Raw genomic sequence first — 15,543 nt, 5'->3', positions numbered from 1 at the left:
GGTACGACCCGATGTCCCTCGCCCTCCGTCAGTCCGGCATGGCCGGCAACGTCTACGCCAACGGCAAGCTGCACAAGTCGGTGCCGTGGCTGCTCCTCATCGGCTCGTGGGTCGCCCTGATCGCCGTGTTCGCGCTGCTCAACGCCGGCGGTGCGGTCAAGGACTTCAACGTCGTCGCGGCGCTGTTCCTCGGCACGGTCCTGTTCGACGTCCTCATCGTCGTCGTGTCCCGCATCGTCGAGGGCGGGCGCAAGGCCGTCGACCGCCTGGTGACCTCCCTGGTCGTCACCGCGTTCGTGATCGCCGTCCTGCCGCTCGTGTCGCTCCTCTGGACCGTCCTCGCCGACGGCCTCGCGCGGTTCGACGCGCAATTCTTCTCGTACTCGATGCGCGGCGTCATCTCCGAGGGTGGCGGCGCGGTCCACGCCCTCGTCGGCACGCTCGAGATCACGCTGTTCGCGGCGCTCATCTCGGTGCCGATCGGCCTGCTCACCTCGATCTACCTCGTCGAGTACGGCAAGGGCGCGCTCGCGAAGGGCATCACGTTCTTCGTCGACGTCATGACGGGCATCCCGTCGATCGTCGCCGGCCTCTTCGCCTACTCGCTCTTCGCGCTCTTCCTCGGCCCGGGTGCCCGCTTCGGCCTGGTCGGCTCGATCGCCCTGAGCGTACTGATGATCCCGATCGTCGTGCGCTCCACCGAGGAGGTCCTGAAGATCGTCCCGATGGAGCTCCGCGAGGCCTCGTACGCGCTCGGCGTGCCGAAGTGGCTGACGATCGTGAAGGTCGTGCTCCCCACCTCGCTCGCCGGCATCACGACCGGTGTCATGCTCTCGATCGCCCGCGTCATCGGCGAGACCGCGCCGCTGCTGGTCACCGCCGGGTTCACCGCGAGCATGAACTACGACCTGTTCAAGGACCCGATGATGACCCTGCCGGTCTTCGCGTACACGCAGTACTCGCAGCAGGGCGCCAACCCGGTCCCGTTCGTCGACCGGGCGTGGACGGCCGCGCTGCTCCTCATCCTCATCGTGATGGCGCTCAACCTCCTCGCGCGCTTCATCACCCGCCTCTTCGCCCCCAAGCTCCCCCGCTAGCCCCCGGAAGGTCCACTGTGTCCAAGCGCATCGAGGTCGACGGCCTCAACGTCTACTACTCGAAGTTCAAGGCGGTCGAGGGTGTCGACATCACGATCGAACCCCGCACCGTGACCGCGTTCATCGGCCCGTCCGGCTGCGGCAAGTCCACGTTCCTCCGCACCCTGAACCGCATGCACGAGGTCATCCCCGGCGCCTGGGTCGAGGGCTCGGTCAAGGTCGACGGCGACGACCTCTACGGCGCGGGCGTCGACCCGGTGCTCGTCCGTCGCCAGGTCGGCATGGTGTTCCAGCGCCCGAACCCGTTCCCCACGATGTCGATCAAGGACAACGTGCTCGCCGGGGTGAAGCTCAACAACAAGCGCATCTCGAAGTCCGAGGCCGACGACATCGTCGAGCGCTCCCTGCAGGGCGCGAACCTCTGGAACGAGGTCAAGGACCGTCTCGAGAAGCCCGGCATGGGCCTGTCGGGCGGGCAGCAGCAGCGACTCTGCATCGCCCGGGCGATCGCGGTGCAGCCCGACGTGCTCCTCATGGACGAGCCCTGCTCGGCCCTCGACCCGATCTCGACCCTCGCCATCGAGGACCTCATCGAGGAGCTGAAGAAGGAGTACACGATCGTCATCGTGACCCACAACATGCAGCAGGCCTCGCGGGTGTCGGACAAGACGGCGTTCTTCAACATCGCCGGCACCGGTCACCCCGGCAAGCTCATCGAGTACGACGACACCGCGACGATCTTCTCGAACCCCTCCGTCCAGGCCACCGAGGACTACGTCTCCGGCCGCTTCGGATGATCCGCTGACGCGGCCGCGCACCGTTCGCGTCGTGCGCGCTCGGCCCCGTCGGACCTCGGTCCGGCGGGGCCGTCGGCGTTCCGGGGCGCTGCCCTGGTCGCGCAGTCGCCGTCCCGCCGTGGGCGGCCGGCGCGCTGTGGTCCGGACGCCGCGCTGCGGTCAGGAGGGGCGGCCGGGAGGCACGGGTCGCGTCCGACGCGCCCGCGTGGGTCCGGCCGGTGGTCGCCCCGGCCCGCAGTGCCGGACCTGGCACGGGTCGGCCGGCTCCGTGCGCGTGCAGGGATCGACGAAACACCCGTCGATCGACGAGTGGATCGTCGCAGTCACGACGCGGCAGCCCATGCGCGTACACGGGACGACGAAGCACGTGTCGATCGACACGTGCTTCGTCGGGACGCGCGCCTTCCGCGCGGGGAGGGAGAGGGAGCCCGCTACGCGTCGAGCGGGACCGCGGCGATCGGGGTCGTCGTCGGCTGCTTCGACCCACCGGCCGGCTCGACCGTGATGCCCACCGTGACGCCGTCCCGGACCTTGCCGGACAGCACCGCGGAGTGCACCCCGTCGGCGTACTGGTCCATCAGCCCGGCGGACGTGATCGCTCCGCCCGCAGCCTTCGAGTCGATGTACCAGAGCTCGTAGGTCTTGCCCTTCGGTGCGGCTTCGACGCCGTCGAGGATGACCGCCGACTTGCCGAGGTCCTGCGACCAGACGACCGTGGCCGTCCCGCCGCCCTGCACGGGAGTCGAGCTCCGCTGGAAGTCGGACGCCGCGTAGATCCCGTCGAGCACGCTCGCGCTCTGCGAGGTCACCGGCCGCGACTCGTCGCCCGGGTTCAGCACACCGCCGACGCCGAGTCCGACGCCGAGGAACACCACCGCGACGGCGGCAGCGGCGGACAGGGCGGCTGCCGGACGCTGGAACCACCGGCGGCGAGCCGCGGTCTCCGCCGGACCCGACACCGAGGCGGACGCGGGCGACGGGGCGGAGGCGGGTCGCGCCTCCAGGCCGGCGGCGGACGACGCAGGATCGGACGGCGCAGCGGCGGACGCCGCAGGAACGGAAGCAGCAGGAGCCAGCGGAGCCGCCTGCGGCGTGTTCTGGATCTGTGCCATGAGCGACGCCTTGAGTGACGCCGGCGGCTCGATCGGGGCGGTCGAGTACGCGAGCTGCAGCGCGGTCTCGCGCAGCGAGTCGGTCTCGGACCGGAGTTCGGGAGAGGACGCGAGGGCGACCTCCACCTGGGTGCGCTCGTCGTCGGACAGCGCGTCGAGGGCGTACGAGCCGGTCAGCGTGGACGGGTCGTCGTGTCGTTCGGTCATGAGGTCACCCCCATCTCGTCTCGGAGTCGGATCATCCCGTCACGGAGACGGGTCTTCACGGTGCCGATCGGGACACCCAGTTGTTCGGCCATCTCGCTGTGCGAGAAGCCTCCGTAGTACGCGAGCTGCACCGCCTGGCGCTGGAACTCGGTGAGCTTCGCCAACGCTCGGCTCACCCGCTCGTGCTCGATGCGGATCTCCACCGACTCGGACACCTGGTCGAACCCGGCCTCGAAGTCGCGGATGCCGATGCGGGTGTCGCGGTCGTGCGAGGCCTGCGATGCCCGGATCCGGTCGACCGCTCGGCGGTGTGCCATCGTGAGCACCCAGCTCGCCGCGGAGCCCCGCACCTGGTCGAACCGTGTGGCCTGCTGCCAGACCTCGAGGAAGACCTCCTGCGTGACCTCTTCGGACTGCGCACGGTCCTTCAGCAGCCGCGTCACGAGGCCGAGCACCCGCCCGGACAGTTCGTCGTACAGGTCGGAGAAGGCCGCCTGGTCGCCGTTCGCAACCCTGGTGAGGAGTTCATCGGGCGACGGCGGCGCCGGCTCCGCAGAGCCCCAGCGCTTCGTGTCGCGTTCCACGAGTGCAAGCATCGCAGGTTTCCCCCCTCTCTGTGCGTGGGGCGCTGCGGGTGTCCAGGACTCACGCAGCTGTTCGGGTGTGGTGGTGCTCGTTCTGAGCGAGGGGCCCGCGTGATCCGCAGGGAATTGACCGAATGGTGTCGGACCGGGTCGCGCGGGACCCCTCGCCGTGGTGAGGTCAGGGCCTCGCCACGGTGATGATTCGGTGCCCTCGTCCGGTCGGATTGGAGGACTGCTCGGGCACCTTCGCGGGCACGCCCGGAGGGTTCCGTGTCCTCCCTGCGAGAACGGATTCGACGCGTCCAGGGGTCGTTTCGTAGAGTGGTCGTCGCCGGGCCGCAGCAAGCCCCGGGCTCCAAATATCGCCGCTTCGAGCGGCCTCGCGCCGAGAGGCGCTTCTGCGGCTCGGCTTCACTCTGCCTGTCGGCGTTCGTCCGTCGGCTTCTGCCGCCGGCTGGCCGCTACCGGCTGGTGCGTTCCTGCCGGGAGGCACGGATCGCGGCGTCCGTGCGGGTCGCGTCCGGCGGTCGGCTGGTCAGTCGAGGCTGTCGCGGCGCCAGAGCGCCGCCGCCTCCGTCAGGTCGGCCGCGAGCTCGGTGAGCCGGAGCGCCCGGGTCGTCAGCTCGCTCGCGCGGTCCGCCGCGGTGAGGTCGGACTCGTCCGCCACCGCCGTCGCACCGGCCGCCGTGAGCCGGCAGAACGCAGCGCCGCGGTCGAGCGCCACCGCGAGGTCGCCGGTGTACAGGCCGTGCAGGATGCGGTCCGCGAGGGTCAGGATCTCCGCGGGCCCCGTCGGCTGCTCGGCACCGGCGACCGCCTGGTCGATCGTGCCGATCCGTTCCGTGCCGCGCGCGAAGAGGTACGCGATCTCCTCCGGCGCCTGACGGATGACCGTCCGCACGAGGTAGATCCGCCAGAGCGCCCCCGGCAGCGTGTGCGCCCCCACCCGCGCCCAGAGCTCCGCGATCGCGTCGATGCCGTGCACGTCCGTGTAGGTCACGAGGCGCTCCACGACCGCCGGGTCCGGGTCCTGGCGCACGCGGTGCAGCAGGGCGTTCGCGGTCTCGTGCGCGACACGGTTCACCACCGCCGGGTCCTCCCCGCCCTGGATCGCGGCGAACTCGGCATCGGTGAAGTGGACGGGACGGTGGTGATCGCGAGGCACCGCGACAGTGTAGGCGCGGCCACCGACGCAGCACGTCCCCCGTTCGCCGAGAACGCAACGGGCCGCTCGCGCGTACCGTGTCCCGGCAGGGAGGCACCCCTCCCGGACGTGAAGGAGAGGACCCTCATGAACGCCCTGCTCATCATCCTGGCCGTGATCGCGGTCATCCTGCTGTTCGTCGGTGGCTTCGCCGCCAGCCTGAAGTTCCTGCTGTGGGTCGGCATCGTGCTGCTCGTCATCGCGCTCGTCATGTGGCTGCTGCGGACGTTGACCGGACGTCGGAGCTGACGCGCTCGTTTCTCGACTGGAGGCCCTCACCCGCTAGCCTTGCGGGTGAGGGCCTCTAGCTCAGTTGGTAGAGCACCGGACTTTTAATCCGAGGGTCGTGGGTTCGAGCCCCACGGGGCCCACAGCTTCCCGGACTCCGGCTTTTCATCCGAGGGTCGTGGGTTCGAGCCCCACGGGGCCCACCTCAGAAACGATCGGGGTACAAACCCTCCACAGCTGACTCTTGTCCGTTCCACGGCGCTGTTCGGTCCGCGTTCAGCAGGCTGTTGGGTGGGCGCCGATAGTGTCGTTCCCGGATCCGAGCACCGGGTCCTGCACGACAGCACCGCCAGCGAACGAACGGGGTACACCGTGATCGAGCCCATCGAAGCCACGCACACCAGCGCCGACGGCGCGCGCCGCATCGTCGAGCTCGCAGCAGCCACCCACACGACCATGAGCGACGAACTGCTCCTCGACACGCTCCGCCGCAACGCGAAGGTGTCGACGCGCCACATCCGCGAGGACTTCGTCGAGGTCGCCAACGCCACCACCGTCCTCGGCTACGTGTGCCGACAGCGGTCCGAGTACATCGCCCTCCGCGGCGACGACCCAGCCTGGGCGCAGGAGGTCGGCCGGTACGGCACCGAGGCCCTCGCGGTCGAGGCGCTCCGCATGCGCCGCGCCTGACCTGCCGCAGAACACGCGAAGGCCGCCCCGTTCGGGGCGGCCTTCGTCGTGTGCGGTGACCGTCGCGCTTGATCGCTCCTCGCGAGACTCGGGTCGGCGGACACTTTCGCGACTCGGTGGCCGCGAAACTGTCCGCGGGGCCGAGACTCGGGCCGCGGGTCACCGAACCCGTCGCTGTGCGGCTCAGGACCAGACGCGGCGGATGCCCCAGGTACCGGTCCACGTCTCGTCGGGCTCGAGCCAGCGCAGGCCTTCGCCCGAGTTCAGGGCGTTCGCCGGCGCGGTCATCGGCTCGACCGCCACCGCGAGCCCGGTGCCGTCGCCCCGGGGGAACGTCCGGGAAGTGAACACCTGCACGTACGGGAACGACTCGTCCTGCCAGAGCTCGACGCCGTCGCCCTCCGGGCCGTGCAGCGTCGTGCGCCGGACGCCGTGCTCGTCGGCCGCGATGTCCGTGTAGGCGGTGTCGAGGTCCGAGTCGCCCGCACGACGCCCGGCGCGGAGGTCGGAGTCGGTGCCGGTGACGTCGAACGACCCGTCGGGCACCTTCTGCTCGTTCGTCGAGAAGGCCGTGGCGGCGTCGAGCGTCACGACGAGGTCCTCGGCGGGGGTGTCGCCGGCGCGGAGGTACGGGTGCGCGCCGACGGCGAAGGGCGCCTGGACGACGGAGCGGTTCGTGATCGTGTGGGTGACGCGGATGCCGTCGTCGACGAGCTCGTGGTGCACGCGGGTCTCGAGGGTGAACGGCCAGCCGTGCTGCGGGTGGATCGTGGCCTCCTGCTCGATCGACGACTCCGTCTGCGTCACGGTCCGGTACGGCGCGAAGCGGAGCAGCCCGTGCGAGGCGTTGCCGTACTTCGGCTCGGAGACGTCGAGCTGCTGGACGGCGCCGTCGAGTTCCCACCGACCGCCGGCGACCCGGTTCGGCCACGGCACGAGCACGATGCCGTCGGCTCCCGGCGGGGCCTGGTCCACACCGAACGGTTCGGTGAGGTCGAACCCGGCGACGCGGAGCTCGCGGATGCCCGCGGCGACCTCGGTCACGACGGCCTCGACGACGCCGTCCGGTCCGGCGTGGCGGAGGTGGTACTGGCCTCCGGTGGGGGCTGCTGCGGTCATGGCGGGCTGGTCCTTCCTGGGAACGCGGGTGGAACCCGTACTGCGGTGCTTCAGCGCTCGTCGGCGACGACGACCTCGACCCCGGCCGCGCGCACGGCGTCGACCAGGTCCGCCGGGGCCTCGGCGGTCACGACGACGTCGACGTCCTCGAGCGCACGGACGACCCCGATGTGGGCCCGGCCGAACTTCGACCCGTCCGCGACCACGACCGTACGCCGTGCCGTCGCGGCGAGCATCCGCTTGGTCTCGGTCTCGGGGAGGTTGACGTTCGTCAGGCCGTGCGCGACGTCGACGCCCGTGCCGCCGAGGAACGCGACGTCGGCGGCGATCATCGGGACCACGGTGTTGTTGAACGGTGCGACGAGCGAGTGCTGCAGTGGTCGGAGCGTCCCGCCGGTGACGATGACGGTGAAGCGCGGGACGGCGGGTTCGAGGGCGAGTGCCGTGGTGAGGGAGTTCGTCACCACGGTCACGTCGACCAGGTCCGTCCGCGCCACCAGGGCGGACGCCACCGCTGCGGGTGTGGTGCCGACGTCGAGCACGACGCACTCGCCGGAGCGCACGAGCGCGGCCGCGGCACGGCCGATCGCTGCCTTCGCGACCTGGTGCTCGACCGCGGTCTCCTCGAGCGGGCGCTCGCCCGAACCGGCCACGAGGCGGACCGCACCGCCGTGCACCCGCCGGATCCGTGCCTCCAGGTCGAGGGTGGCGAGGTCCTGTCGGACCGTCACCTCGCTCGTGCCGAGGGCCGCTGCCAGGGCGGCCGTCCGGACGAGCCCGGGTGCCCCCTCGACGATGGCGACGATGCGGTCCTGTCGGAGGGGCGCCGGGAGCGCGCCGTCGAGGAAGAGGTCGTCGTCGGTCACGTGCTCAGTTTCGTCCGCTTCCGTCTGCTTTCGCAACACTTCGGATCACGCTAGGCTGCTCCGGTGATCACCAAGCGCGCGACGAAGCTCGCGGACGGCCGCGACCTCTTCTACTTCGACGACGCCGACTCGACCCTGCCCGCCGAGCGGAGCATCGACCAGCGCGTCCTCGACCCCCGGCCGGACACGGCCCGGATGCGTCAGGACGTCCTCACGGGCGAGTGGGTGTCGATCGCGGCGAGCCGGCAGAACCGGGTGTTCCTGCCGCCGGCCGACCAGGACCCGCTGGCGCCGCAGAGCCCGGCGAACCCGTCCGAGATCCCGAGCGTGTACGACGTCGCGGTGTTCGAGAACCGTTCGCCGTCGTTCGGGCCGATGCTCGCCGGACCGGACGGCGCCGAGGACGCCCCGCCGTCGCTCGACGCCCTGACCGAGGTCGGACTCAACCGCCAGTTCCGCAGCGTCGGACGCTGCGAGGTCGTGTGCTTCTCCCCCGCCACCGAGGGTTCCTTCGCGTCGATCTCCGAGTCGCGTGCCCGCACCGTGGTCGAGGCGTGGGCGGACCGCACCGCAGCACTGTCCGAGCTGCCCGGCATCCAGCAGGTGTTCCCGTTCGAGAACCGGGGCGAGGCCATCGGCGTCACGCTGCACCACCCGCACGGGCAGATCTACGCGTACCCGTACGTCGCGCCGCGCACCCAGCGACTCCTGGCCTCGATCGAGCGCTTCGGGCCGGACCTGTTCGAGCAGCACCTCGCGAACGAGCGGGCGTCCGACCGGGTCGTCCTCGCCGGCGAGCACTTCACCGCCTTCGTGCCGTTCGCCGCGCGCTGGCCGATCGAGATCCACATGCTGCCGCACCGCCACGTGCCCGACTTCGCCGGGCTCACCGACGCCGAGAAGGACGAGCTGGCGCACATGCACCTCCGGCTGACGCGGGGGATCGACGAGCTCTACGGTGACCCGTCGCCGTACATCGCCGCCTGGCACCAGGCCCCGGTGCACACCGGTCGCGACACCGTGCGGCTCATGCTGCAGATCACGTCCCCGCGCCGCGCGGCGGACAAGCTCAAGTTCCTGGCCGGCAGTGAGGCCGCCATGGGCGCCTGGATCGGGGACCTCGTGCCCGAGAAGGCGGCCGAGTTCATCCGAGGAGGGATCGAACGCGCATGACGTTCCAGCAGGTCTACGGGTACGAGCCGACCGTGCGGTACTCCGCGCCCGGCCGGGTCAACCTCATCGGCGAGCACACCGACTACAACGACGGGTACGTGCTGCCCTTCGCCATCGACCGGCGCACCGTCGCCTCGATCGGGCAGCGGGACGACCGCGCGCTCCGGGTCGCATCAGCGTTCGACCCCTCGTCGGTGGTCGAACTGGCCCTCGACGAGCTCGCACCCGACCGCATGGACGGCTGGTCGGCCTACGTGTTCGGCATCGCCTGGGCGCTCCGGGAGCAGGCCGGCGCGGACCTGTCGAACAAGCGCGGGTTCGACGTCTTCATCGAGTCGGACGTCCCGGTCGGCGCAGGCCTGTCGTCGAGTGCGGCCATCGAGTGCGGCGTCGCGCTCGCCTTCAACGACCTCTGGGAGCTCGGACTCGACCGCAAAACGCTCGCCCGCGTCGGCCAGTACTCCGAGAACCACGCCGTGGGCGCCCCCACCGGGATCATGGACCAGTCCGCGTCGCTCCTCGGCGAGCAGGACGCCGTGGTCTTCCTCGACTGCCGGACGCTCGACACCGCGGTGGTCGACCTGGCGCTCGAGGCGAACGGGCTCGAGGTCCTCGTCGTCGACACCCGCGTCGAGCACGCCCACGCGACCGGTGGCTACAAGGCCCGTCGCGACTCGTGCGAGCACGGCGCGGCGGTGATGGGCGTCGAGGCGCTCCGCGACCTGTCGGTGGACGACCTACCCCGTGCCCAGGACCTGCTGGACGACGAGACCTTCCGCCGCGTCCGGCACGTCGTGACCGAGGACCAGCGGGTCCTCGACACGGTGCGTACCCTCCGCGAGGACGGCCCGCGGGCGATCGGTGCGCTGCTCGTGGCGTCGCACGAGTCCATGCGCGACGACTTCGAGATCTCGGTTCCCGAGCTCGACCTCGCCGTGGCGACCGCGATGGAGCACGGCGCCGTGGGCGCCCGCATGACCGGTGGCGGCTTCGGCGGTGCGGCGATCGCGCTGGTCGACCGGGAGGCCCGTGGCGCGATCGCGGACGCGGTCACGTCCGCCTTCGCGGCGGCCGGGTACCGCGAGCCGACCGTGTTCACCGTGCACGCGGCGCAGGGCGCCCGGCGCGACTGACGCGCGCCGGCCGCCGCGCGCGGCGCGTTTCGCGTTCGCACAACCAAAGGCGCTTCGAACCACGGGGATCCGTGGTTCGAAGTGCCTTTGGCTGTGCGGCGGCAGCCGCGTCAGCGCGCGTAGTCGGCGTAGCGGGACACGACCTGCACGTTCCCGATCACGAACGGGTGCGGGTTGCCGTGCGCGACGGCCCACTGCACCCAGGTCATCTCGACCGGGATCAGCAGCCACACGAGCACGGTAGTGCCGACGACAACGGCCAGCGCGAGTCCCATGACGGTGTGCTCGTCGAAGCGGACGGCTCCGCGGCGCGCGATCGCCACGACGAAGCCGACGACCGCGAACCCGATCGTGGTGAGCGTCCACCCGACCCACGGGCTGCTCGTGATCGTCGTCTGCGTGCCGGCGTGCGAGAACCCGGTCGACCAGGTCGCACCGAAGTGCTGCACGACGAGCGCGAGCAGCACGATCAGCACCATCCACCGGGCGTCCTTCGTGAGCTGCGACGGCTCGGGGCGCGCTCGCAGCACCGGCTCGGTCAGCGTCGCTTGATCCCCCATGGGGTGACCGTAGCACCGCGCAGGTGACTCGGCGGAGGTGATCCGTGCCTCCAGCCCGGGGCCGAGCGCGATCGGAACGCGGAAGCGACAGATCGCCGTGGCCGGGCCACGGTGATCTGCTGCTTTCGCGGAGGCGACCGGCAGCACCGACCGGCCGAACCGGCCGGCGCGCTCAGCGCAGGTGACGCTCGGCTGCCTCGACGACGTTCTTCATGAGCATCGCGCGGGTCATCGGCCCGACGCCGCCCGGCGTCGGCGACAGGAACCCCGCGACCGACGCGACCGCAGGGTCGACGTCACCGCGGAGCTTCGCCTTGCCGGTCTCCTCGTCGACGATGCGGCTGATGCCGACGTCGATGACCGCCGCACCGGGCTTGACCCAGCCCGGCTGGACGAGCCCCGCCACACCGGCCGCGGCGACGATGATGTCGGCACGGCGGCACTCGGCTGCGACGTCCTCGGTGAGCGAGTGCGTCAGGGTGGCGGTGGCCTCGAGCCGCGTGAGGAGCAGACCGAGCGGCCGACCGACCGTGAGCCCCTGCCCGATGATCGTGACGTGCTGGCCCCGGATCGGGACCTCGTACGCCTCGAGCATCGCGACGATCCCGCGCGGGGTGCACGGCAGCGGGGCGTCGATCGTGCCCGCACCACCGGGGACGGCGAGGACGAGCTCGCCGAGGTTGGTCGGGTGCAGGCCGTCGGCGTCCTTGGCCGGGTTCATCAGCTCGAGCATCGGGATCGGGTCGATGCCCTGCGGCAGCGGGAGCTGCACGATGAACGCCGTGACCCGGGGGTCGTCGTTCATCTGCAGGATCGCCGCGCGGATGTCGGCGGCACTCGCCGTCTCGGGCAGGTCGATGCGGACCGAGTCGAGCCCGATCTGCGCCGAGTCCTTGTGCTTGCCGGCGACGTAGGACACCGAGCCCGGGTTCTGCCCGACCATGATCGTGCCGAGGCCGGGCCGGAACCCGTGGTCGTGCAGACGGTCGATGCGGAGCTTCAGGTCGTCGAGGGTGCGGGCGGCGAGGGCGGTGCCGTCGATGCGGACGGCAGAGCCCTCACCGTCCCAGAGCGCCCGCGGCAGATCGGCCACGGCGGCGCTCACGCGTAGAGCGGGAACGCGTCGGCCAGCGCCTTCACCCGGGCCGAGAGCGCCTCGATGTCCGGGTTCGGCATGAGCGTCAGCGCGATGATGTCGGCGACCTCGGTGAACTCGGCGTCGCCGAAGCCACGGGTCGCCAGCGCCGGGGTGCCGATTCGGACACCGGAGGTGACCATCGGCGGGCGCGGGTCGAACGGCACGGAGTTGCGGTTCACGGTGATGCCGACCTGGTGCAGGAGGTCCTCGGCCTGCTTGCCGTCGACCTCGGACTCGCGGAGGTCGACGAGCACCAGGTGCACGTCGGTGCCGCCCGTGAGGACGTCGATGCCGGCGGCCTTCGCATCGGCCTGCGTGAGGCGGTCCGCCAGCAGACGAGCACCGCGGAGCGTGCGCTCCTGGCGGTCCTTGAACTCCGGCTGGCCGGCGAGGAGGAACGCGGTGGCCTTGGCGGCGATCACGTGCATGAGCGGGCCGCCCTGCTGCCCCGGGAAGACCGCGGAGTTCAGCTTCTTGAAGAGCGACTCCTCGTTGGACAGGATGATGCCCGAGCGCGGACCGGCGAGGGTCTTGTGCACGGTCGAGGACACGACGTGGGCGTGCGGCAGCGGCGACGGGTGCAGGCCCGCGGCGACGAGCCCGGCGAAGTGCGCCATGTCCACCCAGAGCGTCGCGCCGACCTCGTCCGCGATCTCGCGGAACTTCGCGAAGTCGAGCTGGCGCGGGTACGCCGACCAGCCGGCGATGAGGACCTTGGGCTGGTGCTCGATCGCCTTCGCGCGGATGTCGTCGTAGTCGACCTCGAAGGTCTCCGGGTCGACGCCGTAGGACACGGCGTTGTAGATGCGGCCGGAGAAGTTGAGCTTCATGCCGTGGGTCAGGTGGCCGCCGTGGGCGAGCTCGAGGCCCAGGATGGTGTCGCCGGCGGACGCGATGGCGTGCAGGACCGCGGCGTTCGCGCTCGCGCCGGAGTGCGGCTGGACGTTCGCGTAGGCGGCGCCGAAGAGGGCCTTCGCCCGGTCGATGGCGAGCTGCTCGGCGACGTCGACGAACTCGCAGCCGCCGTAGTAGCGCTTGCCCGGGTAGCCCTCGGCGTACTTGTTCGTGAGGACGGAGCCCTGCGACTCGAGGACGGCGCGCGGCACGAAGTTCTCGGACGCGATCATCTCGAGGGTGTCGCGCTGACGGCCGAGCTCGTTCTGCAGGACGGCTGCGATCTCGGGGTCGACCTCGGCGAGCGGGGCGTTGAAGGTCGACTGCACGGCGGCAGGCGTCAGATCGGTGATGGACACGGGACTCCTCGTTGTCTGTTCCGTCGCGCACACGCACGACGAGGTGGACCGGTGGGCGCGGCCCAGGCGTACGGCCGCGCACCGTGTCAGGTGTCGCTCCCCGATGGTGACCCATCCAACGCCAGTCGCGACCCCCCGATCGTACCGAGCGCACCGGTTCGTGTCACCCTGGTGGCATGACCCTGCTCAGCCCCGACGTCGACGAGCGGACGACGACCCGCTCCGACACGCCCTGGGTGACCGTGGTCTGGGACGACCCGGTCAACCTGATGTCGTACGTCACCTACGTCTTCCAGTCCTACTTCGGCTTCGGGCGGGCGAAGGCGGAGCGGCTCATGCACCAGGTGAACGACGACGGGCGGGCGATCGTGGCGACCGGGGCGCGTGAGGCGATGGAGGCCCACGTCGAGGCGATGCACGGGTACGGCCTGCAGGCGACGGTCGACCGGGCGCCGACCCCGTGATCCCCTTCGTCCGCCGTGCCGACGGCGTGCACCTCGGCCTGTCCTCCGGCGAGCGCGACGTCCTGACGTCGCTGACCGAGCAGCTCCAGCAGGTGCTCGCGGGCGACCTGTCCACGGATCCCGTGGCCACGCGCATGTTCCCCGACGCGTACCCGGACGACGACGCGGCGAGCGCCGAGTTCCGCCGGTGGACGCAGTCCGACCTGCTGACGCAGAAGACGTCGAACGCGGCGGTCGTGCACGAGTGGCTGACCGGGGTGCGTGACGGCGGGTTCTCCGCCGAGGACGAGCAGGCGTGGTTGCGGTGCCTCACGGACCTGCGGCTGACGATCGCGGAGCGCCTCGGCATCACGGACGCCGCGAGCGAGGAGGCGTCGTACCGCGCGGAGGCAGGGGTCGGCCTGCGGGACGTCTACGACTGGGTCGGGTACGTGCAGGAGCACCTGGTCGGCACGATCACCGCTCCGTGAGCCTCAGGCAGCGGCACGGGGACCGAGCAGTTCGTCGCGGTGCCGGCGAGCCCAGTCCGCGAGCGAGTGGGGAGGCTCCCCGGTGATGCGCTCGACTTCGTCGGTGAACGCGTCCACGCCGTCGAGGCCCCGTCGCGCGACCCGACCGAACTGCTGGCGGAGGCCCTCGGCCTGCCAGGCGTCGACCCCGCTCGCGCGGAGCACGGTCCGGAACACCCGGCTCGGCAGGTGGAGGTAGCGGACCGGGCGCCCGAGCCCGGCTGCGAGCCCGCGTGCGACACCACGGCCGTCGAGGAGTTCGGGGCCGGTGAGCACGGGCTCGGCACCGCTGTGCTCCCCACGGAGCAGGACGGTCGCGGCGACGGCGGCGATGTCGGCCGTGTCGATCCACCCGATGACGCCGCGGCCCATCGTCTGCGGGAAGATCCCCCGCCGGATCACCGGCCCGGACGCCACGAGGTTCGTCATGAACCCGGACGGATGGAGGATCGTCCGCTCGAGCCCACTCGCCCGGACGGCCTCGTCCACCTGCCAGATGGCGGCGGCCCACGGCATCGGCGAGTGCTCGGCCGCGTCACCGCCGGACAGGTGGACGACCGCGCGGACACCGGCCGCGCGGGCTGCGTCGACGGCGGTCCGCCCGTGCTCGGCCTGCCGTGGCGTCGCGGCCGTGACGAGGAAGAGCTGGTCGACCCCGTCGAGCGCCGCGGTAACGGCCGCGCGGTCACCGAGGTCGGCGAGGCGCGCGTCGGCGCCCTGTGAGGTGAACGTGTCCATCTGTTCCGGGCGGCGCACGATCGCCCGGACGCGGGCTCCCGCGCCGAGGAGCCGCTCGACGGTCTGACCGCCGACGTCCCCCGTGGCCCCGGTCACGGCGATGACGCGGTCGTTGTGCTGCATCATGGTCCTCCGTGGTATCAGTTTCCTGATACTGAACGGTACGCCGGTAGCCTGGAGTCGTGTCCCGGGAGTTCTCAGCAACGCGCGACGACGTCGACGCGATCGCCGCGTGGACGGTGATCCGCGCTGCCCGTACGCTCGCCAGGCGCCTCGGTGACGTGCTCGCGCCACTGGGGCTCAGCCCCGTCGAGTTCGGGGCGCTCGTGCAGCTGGCGGCCGGTGAGCAGCTCACCCAGGCGGAACTGGCCCGCGCGGTGGGCATCCGCCCACAGAGCGCCACCACCCTCGTCGGGGCACTCGCGGACCGCGGGCTGCTCGACCGGGGCTCCGAGCGCGGACGCGGACGGCCGTCGCGGATCACCCTGACGAGCACCGGCCGGGCACTGCTCGCCGAGGCGTTCCCGGTCGTGCTCGCGAGCAACTCGTGGTTCGCTGACGACGGGATACCCCTCTCCGCGATCCTCTCGCCGTTCGTCGGGGACGCCACGAGCCCGACGGACGCCGTGCCCTGATCGACAGGAAGACTTGCCAGTTTTCCTGTCGAAGTA

At 71.3% G+C, this 15,543-nt stretch carries 18 protein-coding genes, 1 tRNA gene and 1 riboswitch; of the genes, 10 read left to right on the top strand and 9 right to left on the bottom strand.

Features of this window, described 5'->3' with window-relative positions; genetic code table 11:
• Positions 1–11 precede the first annotated feature (11 nt).
• The gene (gene pstA, locus ACIPYW_RS07925; RefSeq protein WP_290133701.1) at positions 12–1,097 is read left to right on the top strand and encodes a phosphate ABC transporter permease PstA; all 1,086 of its coding nucleotides are present in this window, start codon (positions 12–14) and stop codon (positions 1,095–1,097) included.
• A gap of 17 nt (positions 1,098–1,114) precedes the next feature.
• A complete protein-coding gene (gene pstB / locus ACIPYW_RS07920) occupies positions 1,115–1,894 on the top strand; it encodes a phosphate ABC transporter ATP-binding protein PstB (RefSeq protein WP_290133700.1) in 780 nt (259 codons plus the stop codon).
• Positions 1,895–2,325: 431 nt separating this feature from the next.
• Here the strand turns inward: pstB and ACIPYW_RS07915 are convergent, their stop codons facing one another.
• The 3 genes from ACIPYW_RS07915 to ACIPYW_RS07905 all read right to left on the bottom strand — a co-directional run bounded on the left by ACIPYW_RS07915 (position 2,326) and on the right by ACIPYW_RS07905 (position 4,962).
• Positions 2,326–3,213: an anti-sigma factor domain-containing protein gene (locus ACIPYW_RS07915; RefSeq protein WP_400412417.1), complete on the bottom strand. Its 888-nt coding sequence runs from the start codon at positions 3,211–3,213 to the stop codon at positions 2,326–2,328.
• On the bottom strand, positions 3,210–3,809 hold the full coding sequence (locus tag ACIPYW_RS07910; RefSeq protein ID WP_400412415.1) for a sigma-70 family RNA polymerase sigma factor: 600 nt from the start codon (positions 3,807–3,809) through the stop codon (positions 3,210–3,212). The genes ACIPYW_RS07915 and ACIPYW_RS07910 overlap by 4 nt, the downstream gene beginning before the upstream one ends.
• A 523-nt stretch (positions 3,810–4,332) precedes the next feature.
• Positions 4,333–4,962 carry a DNA-directed RNA polymerase subunit beta gene (locus ACIPYW_RS07905; protein WP_290133697.1) on the bottom strand — a complete coding sequence of 210 codons (630 nt, stop codon included), beginning with the start codon at positions 4,960–4,962 and terminating at the stop codon, positions 4,333–4,335.
• A 108-nt stretch (positions 4,963–5,070) separates the two neighbouring features.
• On the opposite strand from ACIPYW_RS07905, the gene ACIPYW_RS07900 reads away from it, so the two are divergent.
• The 3 genes from ACIPYW_RS07900 to ACIPYW_RS07890 all read left to right on the top strand — a co-directional run bounded on the left by ACIPYW_RS07900 (position 5,071) and on the right by ACIPYW_RS07890 (position 5,919).
• Positions 5,071–5,250: a hypothetical protein gene (locus ACIPYW_RS07900; RefSeq protein ID WP_290134279.1), complete on the top strand. Its 180-nt coding sequence runs from the start codon at positions 5,071–5,073 to the stop codon at positions 5,248–5,250.
• 49 nt (positions 5,251–5,299) lie between these two features.
• Positions 5,300–5,372, top strand: a tRNA-Lys gene (locus tag ACIPYW_RS07895).
• A 229-nt stretch (positions 5,373–5,601) separates the two neighbouring features.
• A complete protein-coding gene (locus ACIPYW_RS07890; RefSeq protein ID WP_400412414.1) occupies positions 5,602–5,919 on the top strand; it encodes a hypothetical protein in 318 nt (105 codons plus the stop codon).
• Positions 5,920–6,102: 183 nt separating this feature from the next.
• Here ACIPYW_RS07890 and ACIPYW_RS07885 read toward each other — a convergent pair whose 3' ends face one another.
• Together ACIPYW_RS07885 and ACIPYW_RS07880 are read right to left on the bottom strand one after the other, a co-directional pair.
• Entirely contained in the window at positions 6,103–7,038 is a 936-nt protein-coding gene (locus ACIPYW_RS07885; protein ID WP_400412412.1) for an aldose 1-epimerase family protein, read from the bottom strand.
• 50 nt (positions 7,039–7,088) lie between these two features.
• Positions 7,089–7,904, bottom strand: coding sequence for a DeoR/GlpR family DNA-binding transcription regulator (locus ACIPYW_RS07880; protein ID WP_400412411.1), 816 nt, complete (start codon positions 7,902–7,904; stop codon positions 7,089–7,091).
• Positions 7,905–7,967: 63 nt separating this feature from the next.
• Between ACIPYW_RS07880 and galT the strand changes: the two genes are divergently transcribed.
• Positions 7,968–9,077 carry a galactose-1-phosphate uridylyltransferase gene (gene galT / locus ACIPYW_RS07875; protein WP_400412410.1) on the top strand — a complete coding sequence of 370 codons (1,110 nt, stop codon included), beginning with the start codon at positions 7,968–7,970 and terminating at the stop codon, positions 9,075–9,077.
• Positions 9,074–10,210, top strand: a complete 1,137-nt coding sequence (galK, locus tag ACIPYW_RS07870) for a galactokinase (RefSeq protein WP_400412409.1) — start codon at positions 9,074–9,076, stop codon at positions 10,208–10,210. Before galT ends, galK begins: the two co-directional genes overlap by 4 nt.
• A gap of 110 nt (positions 10,211–10,320) precedes the next feature.
• Here galK and ACIPYW_RS07865 read toward each other — a convergent pair whose 3' ends face one another.
• The 3 genes from ACIPYW_RS07865 to glyA all read right to left on the bottom strand — a co-directional run bounded on the left by ACIPYW_RS07865 (position 10,321) and on the right by glyA (position 13,161).
• The gene (locus ACIPYW_RS07865; RefSeq protein ID WP_400412408.1) at positions 10,321–10,770 is read right to left on the bottom strand and encodes a hypothetical protein; all 450 of its coding nucleotides are present in this window, start codon (positions 10,768–10,770) and stop codon (positions 10,321–10,323) included.
• Positions 10,771–10,942: 172 nt separating this feature from the next.
• Positions 10,943–11,875: a tetrahydrofolate dehydrogenase/cyclohydrolase catalytic domain-containing protein gene (locus ACIPYW_RS07860; protein WP_400412407.1), complete on the bottom strand. Its 933-nt coding sequence runs from the start codon at positions 11,873–11,875 to the stop codon at positions 10,943–10,945.
• The gene (gene glyA / locus ACIPYW_RS07855; protein WP_400412405.1) at positions 11,872–13,161 is read right to left on the bottom strand and encodes a serine hydroxymethyltransferase; all 1,290 of its coding nucleotides are present in this window, start codon (positions 13,159–13,161) and stop codon (positions 11,872–11,874) included. The genes ACIPYW_RS07860 and glyA overlap by 4 nt, the downstream gene beginning before the upstream one ends.
• 53 nt (positions 13,162–13,214) lie before the next feature.
• Positions 13,215–13,300: riboswitch (ZMP/ZTP riboswitch) on the bottom strand.
• A 37-nt stretch (positions 13,301–13,337) separates the two neighbouring features.
• On the opposite strand from glyA, the gene clpS reads away from it, so the two are divergent.
• Together clpS and ACIPYW_RS07845 are read left to right on the top strand one after the other, a co-directional pair.
• The gene (clpS, locus tag ACIPYW_RS07850; protein WP_290133689.1) at positions 13,338–13,625 is read left to right on the top strand and encodes an ATP-dependent Clp protease adapter ClpS; all 288 of its coding nucleotides are present in this window, start codon (positions 13,338–13,340) and stop codon (positions 13,623–13,625) included.
• A complete protein-coding gene (locus ACIPYW_RS07845; RefSeq protein WP_400412403.1) occupies positions 13,622–14,095 on the top strand; it encodes a DUF2017 family protein in 474 nt (157 codons plus the stop codon). The genes clpS and ACIPYW_RS07845 overlap by 4 nt, the downstream gene beginning before the upstream one ends.
• A 3-nt stretch (positions 14,096–14,098) precedes the next feature.
• On the opposite strand, the gene ACIPYW_RS07840 is transcribed toward ACIPYW_RS07845, so the two are convergent.
• Positions 14,099–14,998, bottom strand: a complete 900-nt coding sequence (locus ACIPYW_RS07840; protein WP_400412400.1) for an NmrA family NAD(P)-binding protein — start codon at positions 14,996–14,998, stop codon at positions 14,099–14,101.
• 56 nt (positions 14,999–15,054) lie between these two features.
• Here ACIPYW_RS07840 and ACIPYW_RS07835 point away from each other — a divergent pair, with 56 nt between their 5' ends.
• Positions 15,055–15,507, top strand: a complete 453-nt coding sequence (locus ACIPYW_RS07835) for a MarR family winged helix-turn-helix transcriptional regulator (RefSeq protein WP_400412399.1) — start codon at positions 15,055–15,057, stop codon at positions 15,505–15,507.
• Positions 15,508–15,543: the final 36 nt, after the last annotated feature.

The sequence above is a fragment of the Curtobacterium sp. NPDC089689 genome, assembly GCF_044749145.1.
In the GTDB taxonomy this organism is placed as follows: domain Bacteria; phylum Actinomycetota; class Actinomycetes; order Actinomycetales; family Microbacteriaceae; genus Curtobacterium.
The sequence above is the reverse complement of the archived record's forward strand: the minus strand, read 5'-3'. Positions and strand labels throughout refer to the sequence as shown.